23 protein-coding genes are annotated in these 26592 nt (G+C 37.2%); 1 reads left to right on the top strand and 22 read right to left on the bottom strand.

Annotation, left to right across the window (positions count from 1 at the left end):
* Window positions 1-24 precede the first annotated feature (24 nt).
* The 12 genes from smc to NST77_RS05475 form a co-directional block, all read right to left on the bottom strand.
* On the bottom strand, window positions 25-3594 hold the full coding sequence (gene smc, locus NST77_RS05530; RefSeq protein ID WP_163184963.1) for a chromosome segregation protein SMC: 3570 nt from the start codon (window positions 3592-3594) through the stop codon (window positions 25-27).
* Window positions 3595-3658: 64 nt separating this feature from the next.
* Window positions 3659-4399 (bottom strand): ribonuclease III, encoded by a 741-nt coding sequence (gene rnc / locus NST77_RS05525; protein WP_163184960.1) that lies wholly within the window; start codon window positions 4397-4399, stop codon window positions 3659-3661.
* 427 nt (window positions 4400-4826) lie between these two features.
* Window positions 4827-5057 carry an acyl carrier protein gene (locus tag NST77_RS05520; RefSeq protein WP_016201082.1) on the bottom strand — a complete coding sequence of 77 codons (231 nt, stop codon included), beginning with the start codon at window positions 5055-5057 and terminating at the stop codon, window positions 4827-4829.
* Between the two features lie 114 nt (window positions 5058-5171).
* Window positions 5172-5915 (bottom strand): 3-oxoacyl-[acyl-carrier-protein] reductase, encoded by a 744-nt coding sequence (gene fabG / locus NST77_RS05515; protein ID WP_341122777.1) that lies wholly within the window; start codon window positions 5913-5915, stop codon window positions 5172-5174.
* Window positions 5916-6860 carry an ACP S-malonyltransferase gene (gene fabD, locus NST77_RS05510; protein WP_341122776.1) on the bottom strand — a complete coding sequence of 315 codons (945 nt, stop codon included), beginning with the start codon at window positions 6858-6860 and terminating at the stop codon, window positions 5916-5918. It abuts the gene before it with no gap.
* A gap of 54 nt (window positions 6861-6914) precedes the next feature.
* On the bottom strand, window positions 6915-7898 hold the full coding sequence (gene plsX, locus NST77_RS05505) for a phosphate acyltransferase PlsX (RefSeq protein WP_095329178.1): 984 nt from the start codon (window positions 7896-7898) through the stop codon (window positions 6915-6917).
* Window positions 7899-7914: 16 nt separating this feature from the next.
* Window positions 7915-8478 carry a transcription factor FapR gene (gene fapR, locus NST77_RS05500; RefSeq protein ID WP_095329145.1) on the bottom strand — a complete coding sequence of 188 codons (564 nt, stop codon included), beginning with the start codon at window positions 8476-8478 and terminating at the stop codon, window positions 7915-7917.
* Between the two features lie 275 nt (window positions 8479-8753).
* Window positions 8754-10802 carry an ATP-dependent DNA helicase RecG gene (recG, locus tag NST77_RS05495; RefSeq protein ID WP_123257440.1) on the bottom strand — a complete coding sequence of 683 codons (2049 nt, stop codon included), beginning with the start codon at window positions 10800-10802 and terminating at the stop codon, window positions 8754-8756.
* Entirely contained in the window at window positions 10799-11686 is an 888-nt protein-coding gene (gene sdaAA / locus NST77_RS05490) for an L-serine ammonia-lyase, iron-sulfur-dependent, subunit alpha (protein WP_095329143.1), read from the bottom strand. The genes recG and sdaAA overlap by 4 nt, the downstream gene beginning before the upstream one ends.
* Before the next feature lie 14 nt (window positions 11687-11700).
* On the bottom strand, window positions 11701-12363 hold the full coding sequence (gene sdaAB / locus NST77_RS05485) for an L-serine ammonia-lyase, iron-sulfur-dependent subunit beta (protein ID WP_095329142.1): 663 nt from the start codon (window positions 12361-12363) through the stop codon (window positions 11701-11703).
* Window positions 12364-12776: 413 nt separating this feature from the next.
* Entirely contained in the window at window positions 12777-14456 is a 1680-nt protein-coding gene (locus NST77_RS05480; protein ID WP_341122775.1) for a DAK2 domain-containing protein, read from the bottom strand.
* Window positions 14457-14472: 16 nt separating this feature from the next.
* Complete coding sequence (locus NST77_RS05475) at window positions 14473-14835, bottom strand: Asp23/Gls24 family envelope stress response protein (protein ID WP_095329140.1); 363 nt, start codon at window positions 14833-14835, stop codon at window positions 14473-14475.
* 383 nt (window positions 14836-15218) lie between these two features.
* Here NST77_RS05475 and rpmB point away from each other — a divergent pair, with 383 nt between their 5' ends.
* On the top strand, window positions 15219-15407 hold the full coding sequence (gene rpmB / locus NST77_RS05470; RefSeq protein ID WP_016201071.1) for a 50S ribosomal protein L28: 189 nt from the start codon (window positions 15219-15221) through the stop codon (window positions 15405-15407).
* A gap of 153 nt (window positions 15408-15560) precedes the next feature.
* Here rpmB and spoVM read toward each other — a convergent pair whose 3' ends face one another.
* The 10 genes from spoVM to NST77_RS05420 all read right to left on the bottom strand — a co-directional run bounded on the left by spoVM (window position 15561) and on the right by NST77_RS05420 (window position 26575).
* Complete coding sequence (gene spoVM / locus NST77_RS05465; RefSeq protein ID WP_016201070.1) at window positions 15561-15641, bottom strand: stage V sporulation protein SpoVM; 81 nt, start codon at window positions 15639-15641, stop codon at window positions 15561-15563.
* 89 nt (window positions 15642-15730) lie between these two features.
* Window positions 15731-16375 (bottom strand): thiamine diphosphokinase, encoded by a 645-nt coding sequence (locus NST77_RS05460; protein ID WP_249878741.1) that lies wholly within the window; start codon window positions 16373-16375, stop codon window positions 15731-15733.
* 279 nt (window positions 16376-16654) lie between these two features.
* Entirely contained in the window at window positions 16655-17536 is an 882-nt protein-coding gene (rsgA, locus tag NST77_RS05455; RefSeq protein WP_249878742.1) for a ribosome small subunit-dependent GTPase A, read from the bottom strand.
* Between the two features lie 138 nt (window positions 17537-17674).
* Window positions 17675-19681 carry a Stk1 family PASTA domain-containing Ser/Thr kinase gene (gene pknB, locus NST77_RS05450; RefSeq protein ID WP_445668905.1) on the bottom strand — a complete coding sequence of 669 codons (2007 nt, stop codon included), beginning with the start codon at window positions 19679-19681 and terminating at the stop codon, window positions 17675-17677.
* Entirely contained in the window at window positions 19681-20439 is a 759-nt protein-coding gene (locus tag NST77_RS05445; RefSeq protein ID WP_095329137.1) for a Stp1/IreP family PP2C-type Ser/Thr phosphatase, read from the bottom strand. Before NST77_RS05445 ends, pknB begins: the two co-directional genes overlap by 1 nt.
* 6 nt (window positions 20440-20445) lie before the next feature.
* Complete coding sequence (rlmN, locus tag NST77_RS05440; RefSeq protein WP_095329136.1) at window positions 20446-21543, bottom strand: 23S rRNA (adenine(2503)-C(2))-methyltransferase RlmN; 1098 nt, start codon at window positions 21541-21543, stop codon at window positions 20446-20448.
* Entirely contained in the window at window positions 21540-22892 is a 1353-nt protein-coding gene (rsmB, locus tag NST77_RS05435) for a 16S rRNA (cytosine(967)-C(5))-methyltransferase RsmB (RefSeq protein WP_163184948.1), read from the bottom strand. Before rsmB ends, rlmN begins: the two co-directional genes overlap by 4 nt.
* Window positions 22879-23838 (bottom strand): methionyl-tRNA formyltransferase, encoded by a 960-nt coding sequence (gene fmt / locus NST77_RS05430; RefSeq protein ID WP_095329134.1) that lies wholly within the window; start codon window positions 23836-23838, stop codon window positions 22879-22881. The genes rsmB and fmt overlap by 14 nt, the downstream gene beginning before the upstream one ends.
* The gene (def, locus tag NST77_RS05425) at window positions 23831-24319 is read right to left on the bottom strand and encodes a peptide deformylase (protein WP_095329133.1); all 489 of its coding nucleotides are present in this window, start codon (window positions 24317-24319) and stop codon (window positions 23831-23833) included. Before def ends, fmt begins: the two co-directional genes overlap by 8 nt.
* 420 nt (window positions 24320-24739) lie before the next feature.
* On the bottom strand, window positions 24740-26575 hold the full coding sequence (locus NST77_RS05420; RefSeq protein ID WP_341122773.1) for a glycoside hydrolase family 2 protein: 1836 nt from the start codon (window positions 26573-26575) through the stop codon (window positions 24740-24742).
* Window positions 26576-26592 lie beyond the last annotated feature (17 nt).

The raw sequence follows: 26592 nt of genomic DNA, 5'->3' as shown, positions 1-26592 counted from the left end.
GGCTTCTAACTAACTATAAAAGAATTATCCATTTGCAACTAATTCCTTTGTTTCGCTCAATCGAACGGAAACTAGCTTTGAAACACCTGACTCTTGCATAGTTACCCCATAAAGAACATCTGCTTCTTCCATTGTCCCTTTGCGATGAGTAATGACAATAAATTGTGTTTCATGGCTGTAGCGTTTTAAATAGGAACTAAATCGGAATACATTTGCTTCATCCAATGCCGCTTCCACCTCATCCAAAATACAGAAAGGAACTGGTCTTACTTTTAGAATAGAGAATAATAAAGCAATTGCTGTTAGTGCTCTTTCTCCACCAGATAAAAGACTTAGATTTTGAAGTTTTTTCCCTGGCGGCTGGGCTACGATCTCTACTCCTGTATTTAAAAGATCTTCTGGATTTGTTAAGACTAAATCGGCACTTCCTCCGCCAAATAAGCTTTGGAATACCGTTTCAAAATGAGCTTTAATCCCTTCGAAAGTCTGCTCAAATCGATTTTTCATTTCCTCATCCATTTCATCGATTACTTGATAAAGAGTATCCTTCGCTTCTTCTAAATCTGTTTTTTGTTCGAGAAGGAATTCGTATCTTTCCGAGATTCGCTCGTATTCCTCTATGGCCCCAAGATTTACAGTTCCTAGTTCTTCCATAGCTAATTTAATGAGCTTTACCTTTTTTCGGGCTTCTTCGACTTCTAATGTTAAAGGATAATCAAGCTTAGCCCCTTCATACGTTAATAAGTATTCCTCGCGTAGATTCGTTAATCGTGTATCCAATTCCACGTCTACACGGTTTAATTTAACTTCTTCATCCTTTAGTGCCTGAACAATCCCTCTATGAAGCCTGCGCTGCTCCTTTGTTTCCAGCTCCAGCTCTTCTAAGCGCATTTGTTTTTGCAATCTTTCCTCTCTGCGTAAAGAAATAAGCTGGATCGTTTCTTGTTTTTCTTGCAATTTTTGTTCTGCTGCTTCTTCTAATGTCGCTTCCCCTGAATGAGAATTACTCATTTCAGAAGAAAGCAAGCGTAAGTCCTCTTTGACAAGCTCCCACTTTTCTTCAGTTGATTCATGTTCTTGAATGATAGCTGCTAACTTATCCTTTTCATGGCGGAGCTGTTCCTTTTTAGCTGCCGATTGAATTCGTAAATCACTAATTGTATTTACGACTGATTCTTTTGAAACTGTTTGTTTATTTTTTTGCTCGGTAACTAAAGCAATCTCTTTATCCAATTCAGATAACTTTTTACTTTGCTGTTCCAGTTTTTCTTGCAAAGCAGTTCTTCTTTGCTGCAGAAGCTCTTGCTCTTGATGCGAATCGGCCTTATTGCGGTCATATAGAGACAATTTATCATTCATTGCTCTTTCTTCGAATTCCACCTCTTTTAAGTCATCTTTCCATGTTTGAATTTGGAAACGAAGATCTTCCACCTTTAAGCGCGCTTCTTCTATCGATGATTCTTCTGCTTGCAATGCTGCTTTTCCTTTTTTCAGCTGTTCCTCAAGCTTTAAAGATGTTTTATCCATTTCAAAAATCTTTTTCTTAAGCTCTTCTAATTCTCCTTTTCTAGTGATGATCGAAGCTTGTTTCTGCTTCATCGCTCCACCAGTCATCGACCCACCAGGATTAACTATCTCCCCTTCTAACGTTACAAAACGGGAACGATATTGAAGAATTTTTGCCATCTCATTGGCGCCCTTTAAATCCTTCGTAATCACAACATTTCCTAATAAACTGCGGATAATTTCCCGATATTGACTGTCATAATTAATCAAATCTGCCGCAACCCCCATAAAGGATGGATGCTCTTGAATTAATCGGAGCTGGGAATCAGCAAGCGTTTTTCCCTTAATCACATTCATTGGTAAAAACGTAGCTCGTCCAAACCCATTCTTCTTTAAAAAAGCGATTGCTTCCCGTCCATTTTGTTCTGTTTCCACCACAATATGCTGCATCGATCCACCTAATGCAATCTCTAAGCTCACACTATATTCTTTTGGCACTTGCATTAATTCCGCAACTGCACCTCTGATCCCTTGTAAGGATTTCCCTCTAGCTTTAAGTACTTCCTTTACTCCGTGGAAAAATCCAGAATAGTCATCTTCTAATTCCTCAAGCATTTCTTTACGTGATTTCGCCTGCTGTGCATATTGGTATGATTGATATAGTGCCTTCTCGACTTGTTGAACCTTTGCTTCTATTCCTTGAAAATGACTTTGCTTTTCCTGCCATTGTTTAGACCATTTCTCCAGTTCATCAGAAAGTTCCTTTAATTTCTCCATAAACTTAGTCTTTTTTTCTTGAATATGCATACGTTCATTTGTAAAATTAGCATTTTCTTCATCAAGCTGCGACGTTCTTTTTTCATGATTTTCTAGTTGCTGAATAACCGAATTCAATTCATTTTTTGCCGCTGCTTGATTACTCACTATCTCAATATAGTCGCTTTTTAGCATCTCAATTTTTTCTTCTAGGTTTTCATTAAAAAGAGCAAGATTTTTTTCATTAGCTTTTAAAGTTTCTTCAATCGCTTTCGACTCTGCTTGCAATTCATGAACAAGCTTTTGTTGCTTTTCTTTTTGCAACACAAGGGTTTCTACTCTTTCTTGTAGCTCCACCTTGCTCTTTTCAAGCTGATCTCGATTTTGTGTTGCATTCTTTTTTCGCTCTTTTAATACTTCTTTTCGACCTTCTAATTTTTCTAATTCTTCACTCACTAAAAGAAGTACTTGTTGAAGATCATCAATCGATTCATCTAAAGCGGCGACTTCATTTTTCACTTCCTCCATTTTCGCTTCCTTATTTTGCAGCATGGAGGATAGTTTTAGTTCTTCCTGTTTATATGTTTCTAATTGCTTTGAAATAGCTTCAAATCGCTCATGCGCTTCTTCGATATCATGAACCATTAAGGCTACTTCAATCGATTCAAGATTTTCACGATGATGTAGATATTCTTTAGCCATTGAGCTTTGAATCTTTAGTGGCTCAACCTGACTTTCTAATTCATGTAATATGTCATTTACACGATTCAGATTATCTTGTGTTTCTACAAGCTTGCCTTCTGCTTTTTTCTTACGAGTTTTATATTTCAATACACCTGCTGCTTCTTCAAAGATAGACCGGCGATCTTCTGCCTTACTATTTAAAATTTCTTCGACTTTTCCCTGACTGATAATCGAAAATGCCTCGCGCCCAAGCCCCGAGTCCATAAATAAATCAATAATATCTTTTAGACGACAAGATTGTTTATTAATTAAAAATTCACTATCTCCTGATCGATATACACGCCTCGTCACACTTACTTCATGGAAATCCAATGGCAGGAAATGATCTTCATTTTCTAAAGTTAACGTTACTTCTGCAAAGTTAACCGCTTTTCTTGAGTCACTACCTGAAAAGATAACATCCTCCATCTTACTTCCACGCAAGGACTTTGCAGATTGTTCTCCAAGTACCCAACGAATTGCATCCGTAATATTACTCTTCCCACTTCCGTTTGGTCCTACTACTGCTGTCACACCTGGCACAAAATCGACAGAAATCCGATCTGCAAATGACTTAAAACCGATAACATCTAACCGTTTTAAGAACATGACCTCACCCCGATTCTTCCTTGTTTTCCTCTAGTTGTTTTTCTTCGTTTGTTTTCTTGAGCATTTAGTTTTCACTTTCCGCCTTTAGCATTAATAATGATTTTTGGGCAGCTTGCTGCTCTGCTTCTTTCTTGGAACGCCCCATACCTGTTCCAAGTTCTCGATTATTTAAAAAGACTTGTGAAATAAACTCTCTATTGTGTGCAGGTCCTTTTTCAAGTAATATTTTATACTCGATTGTTCCAACAGCATCTCTTTGTACATATTCTTGTAGTTGACTTTTAAAATCCATCACATGAGAAAAAGCACCGTTATTAATTTTCGGGAATACAACTTCCTCTAAAAATGCTACCACTGAGTCTAATCCTTGGTCTAAATATAAAGCACCAATAAACGCTTCAAATACATCAGCAAGCAGCGCTGGTCTAGTTCTTCCCCCAGTCATTTCCTCTCCTTTACCTAAGAGCACATACTTACCAAAGGAAAGTTCATTAGCAAAGGAAACAAGCGATGGTTCACAAACGATTGCAGCTCGCAATTTAGTCAGCTCACCTTCGCTCATCATCGGGAATTTATTGAAAAGAAATTTAGAAACCGTTAATTCCAGAACAGCATCCCCAAGAAATTCTAATCTTTCGTTATCTTCATGTGGTTTTCTTCGATGCTCATTCACATATGATGAATGGGTAAAAGCTTGCTTTAATAGTTTTTCATTCGTAAAATGAATCCCCAATTTATCTTGGAGTTCTTTCATTTTTTTCTCATTTGGTCGAACAGTTCTTTTGTCTTTTCGATTGCCTCGCATTTTGCATCCACCTTAGCACTAAGTTTACAATTCATTTCAAGTTTAAGTAAAAAAGATAAAAAACGCAAAGAAACTTGGAAAGTTTTTTCTCTCCAAGCCTTTTCTATTACAGAAATCGGGCTACCACTAGGGGGCTAACCCCACTTCACATAAGAAAAACTATTTCTATCCTTTTATGCGTCAATAAACGCTGTATTTGTTATTCATTTGCACGAATCGCTATCTATCCGTCCAACAACTAATATTTTGCCTATAATAATAGGTATTTAGTTATTAGTATACATCAAACAAACAGATATTGTCATCTATTCTTAGAGCCATTTTCATAATGGATTTCCCTGATATTTCTACAATCATAGAATATACATAAATCACCGCTAACATACAAAATTAAAAGCCCCGTTATAACGGAGCTTTTAAACATTGATTAGCGATTACTTATGTAGTTCACAGCATCACCAACTGTAGAAATCTTTTCAGCATCATCGTCAGAAATTTCCATATCAAACTCATCTTCTAATTCCATAACAAGTTCAACTACATCAAGAGAGTCAGCCCCTAAATCATCTTTGAAAGAAGCCTCTAAAGTTACTTCTGATTCTTCTACGCCAAGACGATCTACAACGATTTTTGTTACACGCTCTAATACATCTGCCATTTATTTCACCTCCCCTCAAATGCATTATAGAGTATTTTAACGAAATAATAAATGAGAACTTTATCTGATGTTTATTCTCTTACTATTCGCATTTTTCCCTTTGTTTAGGAAAGATTACATATACATTCCACCATCAATATGCAATGTTTGCCCTGTGATATAGCTGCTCTCATCAGAAGCTAAAAAGACAACAGCATTAGCAATATCTTCTGGTTTACCAAATTGACCTAACGGAATTTGCGTAAGCATGCCATTTTTCACTTCTTCTGTCAATTTATCCGTCATATCTGTTGTAATAAATCCAGGAGCAATCGCATTTACCGTAATATTACGCTGAGCAAGTTCTTTCGCAGTTGTTTTTGTTAAACCAATCACACCTGCTTTTGCTGCAACATAATTGGCTTGCCCAGGGTTTCCTGTCACACCAACAATGGAGGTGATGTTAATTATTCTGCCTTTTCTTTGCTTCATCATTGGTCTTGTGACTGCTTTCGTGCAGAGGAACACACCTTTAAGATTGGTATTAATAACATCGTCCCACTCTGAATCTTTCATACGCATTAGCAAATTATCTCTTGTAATTCCAGCATTATTCACCAAAATATCCAGACTGCCAAACGCTTCTAACACTTCTTTCATCATCGCATTTACAGCATCACTATCTGATACATCACATTGAATGCTTATTGCTTTTCTTCCTAAAGCTTCGATCTCCTTCACTACTTCATTGGCACGCTCTACACTTCCTGCATAGTTAACAACAACGTCTGCACCTTGCTTTGCTAACTCAAGCGCAATCGATTTGCCAATTCCTCGAGATGCTCCAGTGACAACAGCAACTTTACCAGCTAATTTCACTTACATATCCCCCTTTAATTCTTCTGCAACTTTACTACTTGTTTCTATATCATTTACAGCATATACTTTTGCTTTTCGATCAATTTTCTTGATTAAACCGGAAAGAACTTTACCAGGTCCAATTTCAATAAATGTATCTACCCCTAAATCAAGCATGTTGCGAACGGAATCTTCCCAAAGGACAGATGAATACAATTGCTCCACCAGCTTTGTTTTTATTTCTGCGTGATCTTGAATTGGAGCTGCCGTTACATTAGCAATGACAGGAATTTTTGCATCTGTTAATTGCAATCCATCTAATATAGATGCAAATTTTTCCGCTGCTGGTTTCATTAACTCAGAATGGAAGGGACCACTTACTTCCAGAGGAATTACACGCTTTGCACCTGCTTCCTTCGCTCTTTCTCCCGCTAATTCAACACCCTTTGTTGTTCCTGAGATTACAATTTGTCCAGGACAATTAAGATTAGCCAACTGTACAGAATTACCTGCATCTGAAATCTCGTGTGTGACCGCAGTTAATTTCTCTCTTTCTAATCCAAGCACAGCGGCCATTGCTCCTTCGCCTGCTGGAACAGCTTCTTGCATATATTCTCCACGTTTGCGAACCGCATATACAGCCTCTTCAAAAGATAGCACACCTGCTGCTACTAACGCTGAATACTCACCTAAGCTATGACCAGCAACAAAATCTGGCTGTATATTAAACTGCTTAAAATGTTCTAAAATGGCGATGCTTGTTGTAAGTAAAGCTGGCTGTGTATTATGGGTAAGCGTAAGCTCTTCCTTTGGTCCATCAAAAATTAAGTCCGTCAAAGAAAAGTTTAATTTTTGATCCGCTTTTTTAAATACATTTGCTGCCTGTTCAAATTGTTCAAATAAATCTTTTCCCATTCCAACTACTTGTGAGCCTTGACCTGGAAAAACAAAAGCGATTTTACTCATTTATTTTTACTCTCCTTTTCTTCCCATTAGAAGTGGAATTCACTATATCTGTCTCTATTTATTCTCCATTGCATCCTTAATTTGAGCGACTACCCCTGATTGCACAAATTCTCTTGTTTGTCTGATTGCACTAAAAACCGCCTGACTATCAGACGAACCATGGGCCTTAATTACAGGGGCATTTAAACCGAATAAGGCAGCTCCGCCATACTCTGAATAATCTAACTTATTTTTAATCTGCTTTAGATTAGGCTTCAAGACAGCAGCAGCCATTTTAGAAGTAAAGCTGCTCATTAACTCGGCCTTAATCATTTTAAACATCGACATTGCTGTTCCCTCAACCGTTTTTAAAATCATATTTCCTGTAAAACCGTCTGTCACAGCAACATCACATACTCCTTCAAGCAAATCACGTGCTTCCACATTTCCGATAAAATGAATATTGGTATTTTGGAGAAGTTCAAAGGTTTTCTTTGTTAACTCATTTCCCTTTTTCTCTTCTGTTCCAATGTTCAATAAGCCGACTCTTGGTTTAGCAACTCCTCTTACTTTTTCAGAATAGATGCTCCCCATCATGGCATATTGAACTAAGTTTTCTGGCTTAGCGTCTACATTTGCACCAACATCAAGTAAAAGGAATCCTTCTCCACCAATCGTCGGCAAGGTTGGTGCTAATGCTGGGCGGTCAATCCCCTCCATTCTACCAACAACGAATAATCCAGTTGCCATTAAGGCACCTGTATTTCCTGCTGATATGAACGCATCTGCTCTTCCCTCTTTTACTTCTGTAGCACCAAGGACCATACTAGCTGTTTTTTTCCTGCGTACTGCTCTTACTGGTTCATCTGTTGCTAAAATTTGCTCTTCTGTATGTAAAATGTTGATTCGTTCTTTATTGGTTAGAGAAGCTTGAATCTGTTTTTCGTCCCCAACAAGAAGTATCTCTAGGTCTGAAAAAGTTTCAATTGCTTTTTGGGCACCAATAACTATTTCCTTTGGGGCATTGTCTCCCCCCATTGCATCCATTGCAATTTTCATCATATTGATTACTCCTTTATCTTTTGGCACGGTACATGTCAAATTCACCTTTAAAAACTAATTCTGTGTTCACATAACTATTCACTTCTACTGTTGTTCTGCCAGTTATACTATCTATATGCTTTACTTTTGCTTTAGCAATAATTCGTTCACCTAATTTAACCGATCTCGTAAAATGAATACTGGCTTTTGCCGTTAGTGCTAGTTCATCGTTAATTAGGGCTACCGCAAGAGAATTCGCTTGTGCAAAGAGATGATGACCCCTTGCAATACCATTTCTTTTAAAAACATGCTCTTCTTTCACTTCAAAGATAGATATAGCTGAACTATCTAATTCCATATCGATTATTTCACCAATGACTTCTTCGATAGGCAATGCTTTCACTTCGTCTTCAAGTGATTGTTTGGCGACATTTTTAATGCGCTCTCTAAGCTCTGGAATGGATAGTTCTAACCGATCTAGTCTTATCGTCTGTACACTAACAGAGAATTTTTCCGCCAATTCCTCGTCTGTAATAAATGGAGTTTCCTTGATTGTCTCCACTAAAAGCTCTTGACGTTCTCTTTTGTTCCTCTTCATTTATTCACACCACCGCACTATTAAGACTAGGTACTAATAGTAGTATATAATTTATACAATGGGATTGCAAGCCGAAGTTTTGTTCTCCGCTAGTGAATAAAAACATAAACCTCAGCCTGAATTCCCTACCCTATCTTTTCCAGCTGTACGATAAGGGGCTATACTATTCTTATGTTATCTGCGGTTATTCAAGCTACTTTATGATTCCTAAACTCTCTCTATAAAAAAGATGTCAACATACTTAAACTTGTTATTTACTAGAAAATATATTGTGATTAATCTAGCTTTTCTCCGTTAAGGACTCCTGTTTCTTCGAGAGAATCTCTTAGCGCTTTGTAGTCGTCATTTTGCCAGAATGCAGTTGACTCGATTAGGATAGCAGCGTCATTTCTTGCTGTTTCCAAGATGCGATAATCGTGTATCATATCACCCATTTTGAATTCAGGTAGACCACTTTGTTTTTTCCCAAAGAAATCTCCTGGTCCTCTTAATTCTAGATCCTTCTCACTTAACACGAACCCATCGCTTGTTTCCGTCATAATTTTCATTCGTTCTTTGCCAACATCTGTTTTCGGATCTGCGATTAATACACAGTAAGACTGGGCATCCCCTCGCCCTACTCTCCCTCTTAGCTGATGAAGCTGTGATAACCCAAATCGTTCTGCATCATATACGAGCATAAATGTCGCATTTGGTACATTAACTCCAACTTCAACAACCGTTGTACTTACAAGCACTTGGATCTCATTCTGACTGAACTGTTTCATCATATTATCTTTCTCTTCTGGATGCAGTTTTCCATGCATAAGCCCTACATTGTATCTGCCTTGGAAAAAGGTAGATAACATCGCATGCACGTCGATCGCATTTTGAACATCCAGTTTTTCGGACTCCTCGATTAACGGACAAATTACATAAGCTTGTCTTCCTTGCTGGAGTTCTTTTTCCATAAACTGCAGGATTCTTGTTAACATATCATGCTTTACCCAATATGTTTCGATGTTTTTTCGCCCTGCTGGCATTTCATCGATAATACTGACATCCATCTCACCAAATACCGTGATGGCAAGCGTTCGTGGAATTGGGGTCGCAGTCATAAACAGAACATCTGGATTTTCCCCCTTCTCCCGCAGTACTCTTCTTTGTTCCACACCAAAGCGGTGCTGTTCATCTGTAATGACTAATCCTAATGATTTGAATACTACATCATCTTGGATTAATGCATGTGTCCCTATTAAAATATCGATTTTCCCTTCTTTTAGTTGGGCTAGTAATTCTTTTCTTTTTTTACCTTTAACAGAGCTTGTTAACAAACCACATGTTACGCCAAATTCTGAAAAAATATGATGCAGCGAATCTGCGTGCTGCTCTGCCAGGATTTCTGTCGGTGCCATTAGCGCACCTTGGTTGCCTGAAAGGATCGAAGCATATAACACAATCGCAGCAACAATTGTTTTCCCTGATCCTACATCCCCTTGCAGTAAACGATTCATTCGCACATCTGCTTTCATATCTGTGAGAATTTCGTTTACTACCCTTTTTTGAGCATTTGTCAACGGAAAAGGAAGCTCCTTAATGAAAGTGGTTAGTTTTTCAAGGGAATATTGCTGGCTTTTGCCACCAGAATGTTCTCTTTCGTATTTTCTTAAGGCGCTCATTTTTAATTGAAACAAAAGAAATTCTTCATACACAAAACGTCTTCTAGCTTGCGTTAGATCCTCTCTCTTTTCAGGAAAATGGATAATCTTGAGTGCTTCCTTTCGAGGCAGCAAACGATACTTCGTTAACATCGAAGGGGGAAAATTCTCTTCGATTAATTCTCCATATTGATTTAAAGCAGAGGATATATATTTACGTAAACTTTTTACGGTCATATTCCCTTTTACAGCATAGACTGGTTCGAATACATGCCCCTTTTGATTACTGCCAATTTGCAAATGGTTTGCTGTTATGGTCTGCCGGTGCTGATCCCATTTCCCTGTTACCGTAATCAATTCTTGCACAGCTAATTTACTTTTTAAATAGGGCTGATTAAAAAACACAACCGTAATTAAGTACTGTTCGACTAATAGCTTTATAGTTAATCTAGATTTCTTTCTTCCATAAAAAATAAGGGATGGTTCACTATGAACCTTCCCTTCTACCGTCACTTTTTCTTCATGCTTTATTTCTTCGAGGTTTTTCAGACGATAATCCTCATAGCGATAAGGAAAATATTCTAGCAAATCATTAATCTTATGAATATTCATTTCTTCTAACTGTTTTTTTGTTTCGGGTCCAACCCCTTTTATATGTTCAACGGATAGTTGTAAAGACTCACTCACTTGTTTGCGGCAGCTGCACTACCAAAGATTTCAGCTTCTAACCTGCGACCTGTCGGTGTTGCTGCCAACCCTCCCCGTGCTGTTTCTTTAAGCGCTGTAGGCATTGCCTGACCAATGCGATACATACTATCAATTACTTCATCACAGGGGATACGACTTTTAATACCAGCCAAAGCCATATCAGCAGCAATCATCGCATTCGCTGCACCCATTGCATTTCGTTTTACACAAGGAACTTCCACTAATCCAGCAACTGGATCACAAACAAGACCGAGCATATTCTTTAACGTGATGGCCATAGCATGTGCTGATTGTTCTGGTGTTCCTCCTGCCATTTCTACAATTGCTGCTGCAGCCATGCCGGCAGCCGAGCCAACTTCTGCTTGACATCCCCCTGCCGCACCTGAGATGGAAGCATTATTTGCCACAACAAATCCAAATGCACCAGATGTGAAAAGAAATGCAATCATTTGCTTTCTTGTAGGATTCAGTTTATTTTGTACAGCAAATAACGTACCAGGCACCACTCCTGCTGACCCTGCTGTCGGTGTTGCACATATCATTCCCATAGCGGCATTTACTTCATTTGTTGCAACAGCTTTACTTACCGCATCTAGAATAATCTCTCCGGAAAGAAATTGACCTTTCTTAATATAGTTTTGGAGAAGCACCGCATCTCCACCAGTTAATCCAGAATGGGATACAACTCCCTTTAACCCTCTTTCAACCGCTTGCTCCATTACTTGAAGATTCGTTTCCATTTGACCGATAATTTCTTGTCTTGTTTTTCCTGTTACTTGCATTTCTTGTTCTATCATTATTTCGGAAATCGGTAAACTTCTAGTTGTTGCTATTTCTACCAATTCTGCTACATTACGAAACATATTTACCCCTCCCTTTATTCCACGATTGTTGTAACTTTTTCAATTGAATCTAACTGTTCAAGCTCTTTTAAAATCGCTTCTTCTATATTTTGATCGACCTCAATTGTCATTAAAGCCAGTTTTCCTTTTTCTTTACGACTAACTTCCATATGACCAATATTAATTTCGTGTTTAGCCAATACATTAGCCACTTTCGCAATGGCACCAAATCGGTCATTATGAACAACTAATATTGCAGGATGATGACCAGAAAGCTTTAATTGAAAGCCATTTAACTCGATAATTTCTATTTTCCCGCCGCCAATAGAAATACCAACAAGCTCCATTTCTCCGTCGTCGTCCCCTAAATGAATTTTTGCTGTATTAGGATGTTCCGGGATCGCTTCTTCTATATGAAATTTAACTTGGATTCCATGCTGTTCTGCAATTTCTAAGGATTCTTTAATTCGCTCATCAAAGGTATCAAAATCAAGAATCCCTCCAATTATCGCTACATCTGTTCCATGGCCTTTATATGTTTCGGCAAATGAACCATAAAAATGAATGTTTATCCATTTTGGTTCTCTTTCAAAAAGATTACGCGCCACTCTGCCAATCCTTGCAGCACCAGCTGTATGAGAACTGGATGGACCAATCATGACTGGACCAATAATATCAAAAACGCTTTTAAATTTCATGGATTTGTCTCTCCTTAATGGCCAAAAATGGAATTGATATTTCTTTAACATAATACTGTGTTTAAAATGATTACACTATATAATATCATACTATATTAATATATGGTTCTAATTCTTATTGTTCGATAGAAAATAGCTAATTTTGATTAGGGAAGTATGAAAATTTGAAGGGAATTATGTCGAAAGTTTCCTTCCTGCATAACTTTTGTTACGGTATATCCGTTCCTTTTTTCTTTGACATATATAGTCATTGACGCTATACGGGTTCAGAGGACGTCTCTCTGTTCCCTTTTTTCTCTTCTCCTCCCGAAAAAGGGAACAAATAACAGACGGACCGCCCCATTCCTTCGACTCTCTATAAAATAAAAAAGGCATGCCTCCATATATACAGGCACACCCTTTTAAAAGTACTATTATTCAATAGAAAAAATAAAGGAATACAGTGGTTGTTTACCGTCATGGACTTCTACTTCCACATCTTCAAAATTGTCTTCAATAAAAGATACAAGCGTTTCAACCTCTTCTTCTGTCGCTTCTTCTCCCTTAATTATCGTCACAATTTCTGTATCCTCATCGATCATTGACTTTAAAAGTTCCATTGCAGATTCTCTTTTATCTTTACTTTTTACAATAATTTTTCCTTCTGCAAGTCCCATAAAGTCGCCTGTTTCAATCGCTAGGCCATCAATACTCGTATCTCTGACTGCATACGTAATCTGGCCGGTTTTCACATGTTCAAGCGCTGCTTTCATATTCTTCTCATTTGTTTCTAAATCACTAGAAGGATTAAAAGCGAGTAATGCTGACATTCCTTGTGGAACAGTTTTAGAAGAGATAACCACAACGTCTTGTTCTAATACGTCAGCTGCTTGTTCTGCTGCCATAATAATATTTTTATTATTTGGTAAAATAAAGACCTTTTTCGCATTGATACGTCTCACAGCATTAACAATGTCTTCCGTGCTTGGATTCATTGTTTGACCGCCCTCAATAACATAATGAGCACCGATACTTCTGAAAAGATCTGCAATTCCGCTTCCCATCGAAACTGTTACAACCCCATACTCTTTTTGTTCTTCCACAGAATGAGTATTGTTTACTTCCTCTTTTTCAGCTGCATCCACTAAGCTACTATGCTGTTCACGCATATTTTCAATCTTCATTTTTACCAAATTACCGTATTTTTGTCCAAATGTTAATACTTCACCAGGCTGATTGGAGTGAATATGAATTTTCACAATTTCATCATCCGCAATAACAAGTAATGAATCTCCATATTTACTTAACGCTTGTCTGAAGTCATCTTCTGAAAACGGCTTATTTCCTAACTTTTCTTGTTCTAAACGAACCATAAATTCTGTACAATAGCCGAATTCAATATCTTCTGTATTGATATAACTGTGAACACTTTTATGATGTTCAGCATTTACCAATTCATTCATGGAAACAACATTTTGCACGGCGTCTGGAAGTTTTTCACCCTTTAGCTCCGCAAGAAACCCTTCATATACAAATACTAGTCCTTGCCCACCACTATCAACAACGCCTACTTCTTTTAACACAGGCAGTAGTTCAGGTGTTCTGTTTAACGAAGCTTTTGCTTCTTTTACTGTATCCTCCATGATAACAATGATATTATCATTTTTTTCGGCAGATTGAACCGCTTTCTTTGCAGCATCTTTTGCAACTGTAAGAATCGTCCCTTCTACAGGTTTCATTACTGCTTTATATGCTGTTTCCACACCGAATTGTAAAGCATTAGCAAATTCTTTTCCAGTTATTGTCTCTTTTTGCTCAATATGTTTGGAAAATCCTCGAAACAATTGGGAAAGAATAACCCCTGAATTCCCTCTGGCTCCCATTAATAAACCTCGCGATAATGAGGTTCCAACTTTACCGATATGTGATTGAATATTCTTTTGAACTTCCTTTGCACCTGAAGTCATCGATAAATTCATATTCGTTCCTGTATCTCCATCTGGCACTGGAAAAACATTTAACGCATCTACATATTTAGCATTAGAGGACAAATGGTTTGCTCCTTGGATTACCATTTCGGCAAATCGCTTTCCTTCTAAAACTGTAATTGACACTGTGTTTCCTCCTCTACTACGGGTTCGTCACACGAACTCCCTGAACGTAAATATTAACCGAGTCAACGGCAAGTCCAACTGTCTTATTGAGTGTGTATTTTACTTTCGATTGAACATTGTGCGCAACCTCGGAGATTTTCGTTCCGTAACTTACAATGATATACATATCAATATGTACTTCTTCTTCAACTTTTCGAACGATTACACCACGTGTAAAGTTTTCTTTTCGCAAAATATCTGTTAAACCGTCTTTAATTTGATTTTTCGACGCCATTCCAACGATACCGTAGCAGTCTACTGCTGCCCCACCTGCGATTGTAGCGATAACTTCTGTAGATATATCAATTTGTCCGAAATTCGTTCTTAGTTCAATGGACATGAGTTTTCCCCCTTTGGAATTGCTCCTTGACTACTGACATTTTACTATAATCAAAACGTTTTTGAAAGCTATAGTTAAAAAGCTTATTATTATTATATAACAAAATAACCCTTCTATTAAAGCATTGGGATAAATTCAGAAAACACCTACTTGTTTTACTATTCCCATAAAGTCTTGAGATAAACGGATTTGTTTAATAAGGAAAGACATGTCAAGGAAATTTTCTTGAAAGCTTTTCATCCAACTATTGCATTCATTTAAGTTGTATGATAAATTATTAAGGTATCTGTAACGAGGATTATTTAGCAGACTATAAGTAAATTGCTATCTATGACTTTTCAAACTCATTTTAATGGGTTTCTGTAATAAGGAGGGAAATATACATGCCACGTAAATGTGTTATCACTGGAAGAAAAACAACTACAGGTAATGCTCGTTCCCATGCAATGAACGCTAACAAACGTACTTGGGGAGCTAACCTTCAAAAGGTTCGTATTTTAGTAGACGGTAAACCTAAACGTGTTTGGGTTTCTGCTAGAGCATTAAGATCTGGTAAAGTAGAACGTGTTTAATCAGATCGCAATAAAAAAGGACATGTTACATGTCCTTTTTTATTTTGTCTCCAAACTACAATAGGCAAGTCGTATAAGTACCGTAAGTCCTTGAAATTTCCCGCCAATATCGCGAATGGTTGTCTTTACTAAAAAAATTCGCAGAATCCGTTGTTAATCCTTTTTAAAGGTCCCCAACATCGCCCGGACAAGTCCTCCTAAAAATTTCGGCAATTTAATGGTATAAAATCTCATGAATACTGTCCCTCCTTAATCAATAAACATCGCTAGCACTCACATTTCCTATTAAGATAAAAATTATTAGTACCATCATTTATCAGATTTTAATCACAACTTCTTATTACCATTAATATGCCTTCTTCAAAGGAAAAAGTACCAGTTTCTCGAATTAGTTCATTACTAATACACAATGTGCTGCTAGCAGGAAGATTTCTCCTTACTAAAGGGTATTTAAAACCTTCTAAAGATAGACCTACAATCTTTGTACTATATGGGAAAAATGAAATATATTTATATTCCTCCAGTTTTTTTACCGTATAAGATCCTGCTTGTACAACAGATACGCTGTTTTGTTTATCGATTATTTCTAGTTGAATATGCTTATTGTCTAACGCTTCTCGTAGTAATAGCTGCAGATTTGCGATTGTGTGGTCGAGTCTTCCCCCTGTCGCACCAAATAACCGAATAGTCGTTGCACCTTCTTTAATAGCCCATAAAAGAGCAAGTTCCATGTCTGTTTCATCTTTTTCTGGTTTAAAACGTTTAATAATCCCTGTTTTTTCCTCCATCGCATGCAGTTCTGTTTCCGAAATAGAATCAAAGTCACCAAAAGCAGCATAAATCGGCAAGGATCTTTCGATTAAATACATAACACCTCTATCCACACCTATCCAGCAAATATCTTTTGAATAGTTATCTAAATTAGGAATATACTGCTTTGGTCCTCCAGCCATAATATGAACAATCATATTTCTCCTCCTCTTATTACTTTTCTATACAAAAATACAGATCCTTTTTTATATGCCTTTGTCTTCTTTATCTACTTTGATTACTAATCAATCCAGATAAATAGTCCAAACGGCTATATAGAAAGAATCTGCTTTAAGGCTGTAAATACAAAATAAGTAAAAGTCTATTGAGATGTGATTTCCAAGAATTCAATCGTTTTTAGGTGTATATGCCCGGTCTTCTCATCTCTCCCCAAGCTCCCAAAATGGAATATAGAATTCTCTCCTAATCAGAAAAAACTAATACTTCGGTTTTCGATCTCTAATTTCTTGTAAGAAATCTTTATAGTGCTCATAACGATAAGTTGGAATTTCATTATTTTCTACCGCTTCTTTCACTGCACATTTTGGTTCTGAAAGATGTAGACAGCCCCTAAACTTACAGTTTTCGCTTGTTTTTTCTATTTCAGGAAAACAATAATTTAAATCTTCTCCTTCAATTTCTAGAAACTCCAGTGAACTAAAGCCAGGTGTATCTGCGACAAGTCCATCTCCAATTGAGATAAGCTCTACATGTCTTGTTGTATGCTTTCCTCTTCCTAAACTGGAGGAGATTTCATTTGTCTTTAAGTCTAAATCAGGTCTAATTACATTTAACAAAGAAGACTTTCCTACTCCCGATTGTCCGGCAAATACCGATATTTTATCCTTTAAATAAGGCAGCAGCTGTCCTATACCCGCTTCGGTTTCAGAAGAGGTTAAAATGACAGGATACCCCACAGCTTCATATTGTGCTGCGTACTCCTTCATCTTTTCAACCACCTCACTACTTGCTAAATCCATTTTTGTCATACAGATTACCGGATCAATTCTATTGTATTCAATTAATACTAGAAAACGATCTAATAATGCAGTACTAAAATCAGGTTCCACACTAGAAAAGACAAGAATTGCTTGATCCACATTGGCAATCGGTGGTCTAACTAATTCATTTTTTCTTTCGTTTACTTCTAGAATATAGCCATCTGTTGCGTTCTCTGCCTGAAAAACGACTTCATCGCCTACTAAAGGAGTTATCTTATTTTTTCGAAAAACGCCTCGACCGCGACACTGTATTAATTGCCCCTCACTTAATACATAATAAAATCCACTTAACGCTTTAATAATTTTGCCTTTAGGCATAAATATAACGCTCCTTACTTACTTCAACTCGCTTATAAAAGTTCTTGCGTGTCTCTAAAAACTATTAAAAAAACGACAGCTTATTAGAAACTACCTACTTAAAAAGCATTCCCTTTCTTGCTTAATTCAAACCAATTACTAGTTAGGATAAGGAACCTCTTCATCAAGAATGACCACACTGTCAATCTGCACTCGATAATATCCTTTTTGCCCTTCAGGAATTTGCAGATAGATTGTCTTTTTAGTATTTTCGGTAATCTTAAATGTTTCAGCTGGTTCTGTCATACTATTATTAAAATCACCAATATATATTCTTACTGTTTGTTCGACCGGCTTCCCATCAGCAGTCATTTCCGTCGGTTCATATGGAATAGATATTTCTTTCATTACTTCTTTCGGTTGGACTTCTTTTTTTCCTTTAGAAAGAACAACAGTAATTTCTGCTCCTTTTTTCAAATTAGTACGAGCTTCAGGCGTTTGAGAAATGACTAGACCTTTTTCCACTGTGTCACTATATTCTTCCTTAAAAGTTACCGTTAAACCAACATCGTCCACATAGTCATTTACTTCTTTTTTCGTATAATCCGATAAATCCTTGACACTAATCAATTGTGCACCTTTACTAATTGTAAATTCTAATGATGTTTCACTTGGTACTACTTCCTCTTTTGGCTTAATATTTTGTTCTAATATTGTTCCTGGTTCACTATCATCAAATACTTCGATAGGCTCAATATCTTTAAAATCGAATCCTTCTGATTCTAATAGTTTCACCACATCATCATATTTTCTTCCTACATAATCACTGAGAACGACCGTCTCTTTTCCAAGACTTTCATAAATAGTAATTTCTGTCCCTTCTCTTCGCGCGCTGCCTGCACTAGGACTTGTTTTAATAACATGACCTTTTTCCACATCATCACTATTTAAGGTAATAGTATCAGACACTACGAAGCCTTTTTCTTCGAGCGTTGTCTTTGCTTTATCTAATTCTAAACCAGCGACATCAGAAACAACTATATCTTCTGGTGCAAGTAAATCTGGCAGAAGAAATAATACTAGTCCCATTATTAATAGCAAGGCGAGAAAGGTTGAAATAATAATCGCAGCAATTTTCTTTCCCTTTTTCTTAGCTTTCTTCTTTTTCTCTTTCTTTTCTTTCTTTTTTGGAGATTCCTTTACCAAGGTTTTTCCTTGATCTTCTTTTTCATTTGTATGAATAATCGTCTCATCAAAATTTTTATATAAACCATCATTTGTAATAACCGGAATTGCTTTTGTTGCTTCGTCATCAACTGGTATTGCAAACTTGGGTTCATCTAGTCTCTCTAAATTTAAAGCTGTTTGCAAATCCTCTGACATTTCTTCCATACTATTATACCGATAAAAAGGATCTTTCGCAGTAGCTTTTAAGACGATATTCTCCACACTTTGCGGGATCGCTTCATTCCATCTTCTAACACTAGGAGTTTCAGACTGCAAATGCTTTAAAGCAATCGAAACAGCTGATTCACCAGAAAAAGGCAATCTCCCTGTTAATAATTCAAACATTACAATCCCAAGAGAGTAAATATCAGATTTTTTATTCGCCATTCCACCACGAGCTTGTTCTGGTGATAAATAATGAACAGAGCCTAGCACAGAATTTGTTTGCGTGATGCTTGTCGCACTTAACGCCATCGCAATTCCAAAATCGGTTACTTTTACTTTTCCTTCTTTATCTATTAAAATATTATGCGGTTTTATATCGCGATGGATTATATTATTTTGATGTGCATGTGCGATTGCTGATGTTATTTGTTGCATAATTGCGATAACTGTCTCTACAGAAAGTGGTGAGTTTTTATGTATGTATTGTTTCAGTGTATCGCCTTCCACATATTCCATAACAATATAATAGATGTCTCCTTCTTCTCCTACATCATATATATTGACGACATTCGGATGAGCTAAGCTTGTAGCAGATTGCGCCTCGCGATGAAATCGTTTAATAAACTCCTCATCATTGACATAATCGAGTCTTAGCATCTTCACTGCTACATCTCGATCTAAAATCATGTCATGCGCAAGGTAGACGTTTGCCATTCCACCTCCGCCAATCATCTCTAAGACTTTATAACGGCCACTTATTCTTTTTCCAATCATCATTGCCCTTCACCTGCTTGATGACCATCCCCATACTCCAAAATAACGACCGTAATATTATCTTCTCCGCCATTTATATTGGCAGTTTCGATTAAAGTAGAAGCCTTTTCTTCTAATGTAATCTCTTTTTCAAGAATCTCTTTTATTTGTTGATCCGTTACTTTGTTCGATAGTCCATCAGAACAAATAAATATGATGTCGCCTTCTTCAAATATAATGGTCATCACATCAATATTTAACTGAGCATCTGTTCCAAGCGCTCTCAAAACAACATTTTTTCTGGGATGATGCTCTGCATCTTCTTTCGAAATTTGGCCCATGCGAACTAATTCATTTACTAAGGAATGATCTTCTGTAATTTGTTTAAAGCCATCTTCGTTATAAAGATAGCACCGACTGTCTCCCACATGAGCAATCGTCGCAAAATTTTCCGTACTGATTACCCCTATAATAGTAGTACCCATGCCTTCACATTCTGGATGGGTGGAAGCATAATCGAAAACATATTGATTGACCTCTAAAATATTGGATTCCAACCAGTTTTCTGCCTCATCTGCTGTTTTAATTTCCTCAACCATTGTCCAAAGTTCTGTCAGTTTCTCAACAGTGAGTGAGCTTGCAACGTCACCTGCACGGTGTCCACCCATGCCATCAGCTACGATGGCAAGGCGTTGACCGCTTTTATTTCTAATAATTGCTCCACTATCCTCATTATGTTGTCTAACTTTCCCCTTATCAGTCATAAAAATTTGACTCAAAGGTGATCACCTCGTCTCTTCTTTTCTCTCCTTCGCACGAAGCTGTCCACATGCAGCATCGATATCTGAACCTTGCTCACGACGGATTGTTACATTTACTCCATGTTTCTTTAACGTTTTTTCAAATAAAAAGATTTGATCCTTCGGTGTTCTTACATAATCTCTTTCTGGTACATAGTTAACAGGAATTAAGTTTACGTGACACTTGATTCCTTTCACAAGCTCAGCTAACTCTTCCGCATGCTCAACTTGATCATTTACGTTCCCAAACAAACCATACTCAAAACTTACACGTCTACCTGTTTTATCCACATAGTAGCGGATAGCTTCAATTAAATCAGGTAATTTATACGCTCTGTTAATTGGCATTAGTCTGCTTCTTAACTCTGTGTTTGGCGCGTGCAGGGAAACCGCGAAATTAATTTGCATATTTTGATCCGCAAATTCATAAATTTTCGGGATAATCCCACTGGTTGACACAGTGATATGTCTTGCTCCAATATTTAATGCTTGTTCATGGTTAATAATTTTGAGGAAACTTAACATACTAGTAAAGTTATCAAATGGTTCCCCAATTCCCATAATAACAACTGAACTTACACGTTCGCCTAATTCATCTAATGCCTGTTGTACTTTTACGACTTGTGCAACGATTTCTCCTGCTTCTAAGTTTCTTTTTAATCCACCTAATGTAGAAGCACAGAAAGTACAGCCGATTCGACAGCCAACTTGGGTTGTTACACAAACAGAATTACCATAATCATGGCGCATTAAAACTGTTTCAATGGAATATCCATCATGTAATTCAAATAAAAATTTAATAGTCCCATCATTTGATGTTTGCTGAATAAGCGTATTTAATGTTGTAATCGTAAAATTTTCCTGAAGCATTAAACGTAAATTTTTCGATAAGTTAGACATGTCTTCAAAAGAGGTTACTCTCTTTTTATATAGCCATTCAAAAATTTGATCCGCACGAAACGCCTTTTCATTATGCGCTGTCAGCCAATCCTTTAGTGCTTGCAATTCCATTGAGTATATCGAGGGAATAGTTGGTTCTGCTTTTTGTCTTCTTCTTGATGATGTTTTTACTTGTTCCATCATTGCACCTTCTTTCTTAATGCTGCAATATAAAAGCCATCTGAGCCAAAATATTGCGGTAATATCTGTAATTCATTTCCTTCTGCGTAATTCTTTACATCTTGAGGCAGACGATCTGCCAATGTACTATCTCTCTCAAACTGCGTATTGGCAGCTAAGAATTTCTCCACCACTTCTTCATTCTCTGCTTTATCAATGGTACAGGTACTATATACTAATATTCCACCTTTTTTTAAAAGCAGGGAAACAGATGCTAGTAAATCCAACTGAATTTTCTGCAGCCGATCGACATCTGCTTCTGTTTTTGTATATTTCATATCTGGCTTTCTTCTCATTACGCCAAACCCTGAACATGGTGCATCTAACAGAATTCGATCAAAGCTTTCTTGCTCCAAGCTTTTGTCCAGCTTTCTTGAATCCATTGCCTTCGTTTCAATCGTTGGTAAATTTAAGCGGTCTGCATTTTGCTTAATCAGCTTTACTTTATGGTCATGAAGGTCAATAGAAAGGATGTTGCCGTCCTTATTCATCTTCTCTGCAATATGAGTAGATTTACCACCTGGAGCTGCACAAGCATCCAATACGGAATAAGGTTTGTCTAAATCTAGTGCATAAGCAACAATCATCGAGCTTTCATCTTGAATCGTCAGCAGCCCTTTTTCATAAGCAGATGAATGAGCGATATTTCCCTTTAAAACTTTAATCCCTTCTGGAATTACCTCACTTGCTTCTACTTGAAATCCTTCTTCTGTTAAAAGTTCTATACATTCCGTTACAGAAACCTTTGTTGTATTAACCCTTGCAGTTTGCATCGGTGCTGTTAGATTAATTTCGCACATTTTTTTCGCTTCTTCTACACCAAGCTGCTCGACCCATCTTTTTACAAGCCAAGTTGGATGACTTGTTTCAATGGAAAGTCGTTCTATTTCATCTTGAATCTCATGAAAGGATGGCAAGCCTTGTCTTTGCATATTTCTTAGTACAGCATTTACAAAGCCGCTTATTCCTTTATGACCCCTTTTTTTAGCAATTTCTACTGCTTCATTTATGGCAGCATGATCGGGAATACGATCTAAATAAACAATTTGATAGACAGTCATCTGCAGAAGAATATAAACCCACTCTTCTATTTTCTTTCCTTTATTGAGGAAAGGACGTAGATAAAATTCAAGGGTCATTTTTCGTTGCAGCGTTCCATAAACAATTTCTGTTAACAAACCGATATCTTTAGATGGAATCTCATTTTTCTTAATCGTCGTATTTAGCAATAAGTTACTATACGCTTGATTTTTTTGTATACCTTCCAAAATATCTAATGCTGCTTCTCGCACATTTTTTTTAGTTTTCTTCATTCGTAACTCCTAATATCTCATTTACTTGCATTTTACTGCCAGCCCCACGTAAGAATTCGCTGATGTCCATTTTCTTCTTGCCCGCTGGTTGTACTTCTGTTAATTGAATGTATGTGTCATTACCTGTTGCCACAATTGGACCTTGATCTGTTATGTCGACAATCGTTCCAGGAGCGGCATCTTTCTTTTTCGCCACTTTCTTCCCCGCCCATACTTTCATCACCTTTCCTTGATAAAGAGTGAAAGCTACTGGCCAAGGATTTAGTCCACGTATTTTATTGTAAATTTCTTCTCCAGAAACAGTCCAGTCAATTTGTTCGTCCGAACGCTTCAGATTTGGCGCAAACGTCGCCTCCTCATCATTTTGCGGAATTGGTGTAATTTCTCCTGCTAACAGTTTAGGCAAAGTTTCCGCTAATAAATCACTTCCGACACGACTTAATTTATCATGCAGTGTCCCTACTGTATCTTCTTCTTCAATTTCCACTTCCGCAACTGAAATAATATCACCAGCATCCAACTTCTCCGCCATATACATAATCGTAATACCGGTTTTTTCTTTTCCTTGTAAAATACTGTAATGAATTGGAGCTCCTCCTCTTAATTCAGGAAGCAAGGACGCATGAACATTCACACAGCCGAATTTTGGTGCATCTAATAGCTCTTTTGGCAAAATTTGACCGAACGCAGCAGTCACAATAATATCCGGGTTCAAAGAGATAATAGCTTTCAGCTCGTCTGATTGACGAATCTTCTCTGGTTGATAGACAGGGATATCATGTTTTAGAGCTTCTACCTTTACTGGCGGCGGGGTTAACACCTTTTTTCTGCCCACAGGACGATCAGGCTGTGTCACAACCGCAATTACTTCATACTTTTCTTCTAATAATCTTTGTAATACAGGAACAGAGAAATCCGGGGTTCCCATAAACACTACTTTAGTCATTTGCTTCCACTCCTTCTAGCTCATCTTCCTCTAGATAGCGAATTACCTTTGATGTAAATAGCACTCCATCTAAATGATCCATTTCATGTAAAATTGCTCGTGCTAAATATTCTTCTGCTTCTATTATATATTTTTTTCCTTTTCTATTTTGCGCCTCTACTGTAATAGACAATGGTCTTTCGACATCTCCGAATAATCCCGGGAAACTTAAACATCCTTCGGGACCAACTTGAGAGCCATTTACTTCTAATAATTTGGGATTAATTAATTCCAGTGTACCCATATCATCATCAATATCTACTACAGCAATGCGTTTCGATATACCGATTTGTGGAGCAGCTAGTCCTACTCCGTCAAATTCAATCATTGTATCATACATATCGTTTAATAACTTTGCTAATTTTTTATCAAAGACTGTAACTTCCGCGCATGGTATTTCTAACACCGGATCCGGGTACATTACAATTTGTTTTACTGCCACATTATTTCCTCCAAACGTTAAGAGAGATAGTCGATTAAAGGTTTGCTAGTATTAATCGAAGACAGTCTTGCCATTATTGTTCAGACAAACAGCCTATGCTAAAACTCATTCCTTTTTGTATTTTATCAAACCCTGCTACTAAATAGCTATGTATTCCTTTTGGAAATTAATTCGTTCGTTACTATTTTTTGAGCGGACAAAATAAAAACCCATGTCAGGAAACTCAGGATAACTTGAAACCATCCATCATTTTCGCTGTCATGAGCCTTGAACATTTTAACATATTACTGTTGATAAGTATAGTTTGGAACAAATTAGTTTTTAAACATGACTACATTTAAACCAGCAACAACCAGCATTAGAAAATAACCATTAGCTAATAGCTAAATGAGAGATTGTTGGTCTTTACAGATTATCTAGTTAGTTTATGCCTCCATTAGCCGCCTTCCCTTTAATCGCCAATCGCTCGGGAAAGAAGAGATTATTCAGTTCATTAATCTTGGATAAATCGCATTTTGGAATCCGATTATACGTTAAAATCCCATTAATTTCTTGTTCAACATCTGTCAGCTGCGTATAGCAATAGCCCCATAATCCCTTTGATTGAAAGATTGCTTCCATGATTTTGCGGTATTCTGTTATATAATCTTCTGCGTTCTCCACAGAAGTGTAGCCCCAACCGCTTTGTTCGCCGATTTTAAAGGTGATGCCTCCGAATTCTGTTAACAGGATTGGTTCTCCTTGGTGGGAGTGGTTTTCTGCATACACTTCCCATTTACTATGTGAATGTGTAAGTAAATTATCAACTGTAGATATGGACTCTTTGAAGTATTGATACTTCGCTTTTTCATCGGCATTTCCATGACCGTAGTTATGAATCGCACAGATATCTGTAACGGTTGCTTCCCAGCCATCATTTGAGATAACCAGACGTGTACCATCAATAGCATGGAGCATGTGATACATGGTTGTAGAGAAATGCTGTTGTTTTTTATCATGATGAATATCCGGAATACCCCAGCTTTCATTTAAGGGAACCCAAGTAACGATAGAAGGGTGATTATAGTCACGATCGACTATTTCCATCCATTCCTTCATTAATCTTGTCGCCGCTTCTTTTGTATAAACAGGAGCAGATGCACATTCTCCCCATACTAGAAAACCTAATGTATCTGCATAATACATGAAGAGAGGATCTTCTGTTTTTTGATGCTTTCTACAGCCATTGAATCCCATTTCTTTCGCTAATTCTATATCCTTTTTATAATCTTCTGCTTTCGGCGCCGTTAAAAGCCCCTCTGGCCAATAACCTTGATCAAGAACCAGCTTTTGATAATATGGTTTATTGTTTAAATAAACCATACCATTTTCTGTATGAACTTTTCGATAGCCGAAATAAGATTGTACTTTATCTAAAACGATTCCTTTTTCATCACAAAGTTCGATAGATACGTTAAATACATTTGGGTGTTCCGGTGACCAAGTATAGCCGCTATCGTGAAAATTTGTGCGAAAGATTTTATTTTGGATAATATCAACCGCACGTTTTTCCGCAAGATTATTCATTTTAATTCGATCTTCCGCAATTAAAATATTCTTAAAACTTATTTTGTATTTCACATAATAATTCGCTTTTGATATTTCTGCTTCTTTATTTAAATCAAAATCCATCCAGACGACACCGCGGTCTAGATCAGGAGTAAATCGAACTTTTTCCAGATAATCATTATTTACTTGTTCCACCCAGACCGTCTGCCAAATCCCTGTAGAATTCGTATACCAAATCGCCCTTGGTTCTTCTTCCCAGAACTGCTTCCCTCGTGGAATGGTTTCATCTTTGATAGGATCATAGACTTTAACAGTAATACTTTGGTTTTCGTCTAATAAATAATTCGAAATATCAAATGAGAATGAAGTATGCCCGCCTTCATGGTCTCCCACAAATTTTCCGTTCACGTATACCTTGCAATAGTAATCTACTGCACCAAAATGCAAGATCGTTCGTTTATCTGCGTATTTAGGAATCACTACTTCTTTCTTATACCATACATATTCATGAATGGTTCTTTCCCCAATTCCACTTAACTTAGATTGGTAAACAAACGGTACTTGTATTTCTTTATCCAGTGTTTCTTTATTAAAATATTGCTCTTGTTCACCAACATTCTTATCGTCAAACTGAAATTGCCAAGTTCCATTTAAGTTAATCCACTGGTCACGTACGAACTGCGGACGGGGATATTCTTGTCTCGTCATCGTATACACTCCTATGA

Source organism: Niallia sp. FSL W8-0177 (assembly GCF_038006285.1).
In the GTDB taxonomy this organism is placed as follows: Bacteria; Bacillota; Bacilli; order Bacillales; family Cytobacillaceae; genus Niallia; species Niallia circulans_A.
This window is presented reverse-complemented; position numbering and strand designations above follow the sequence as displayed.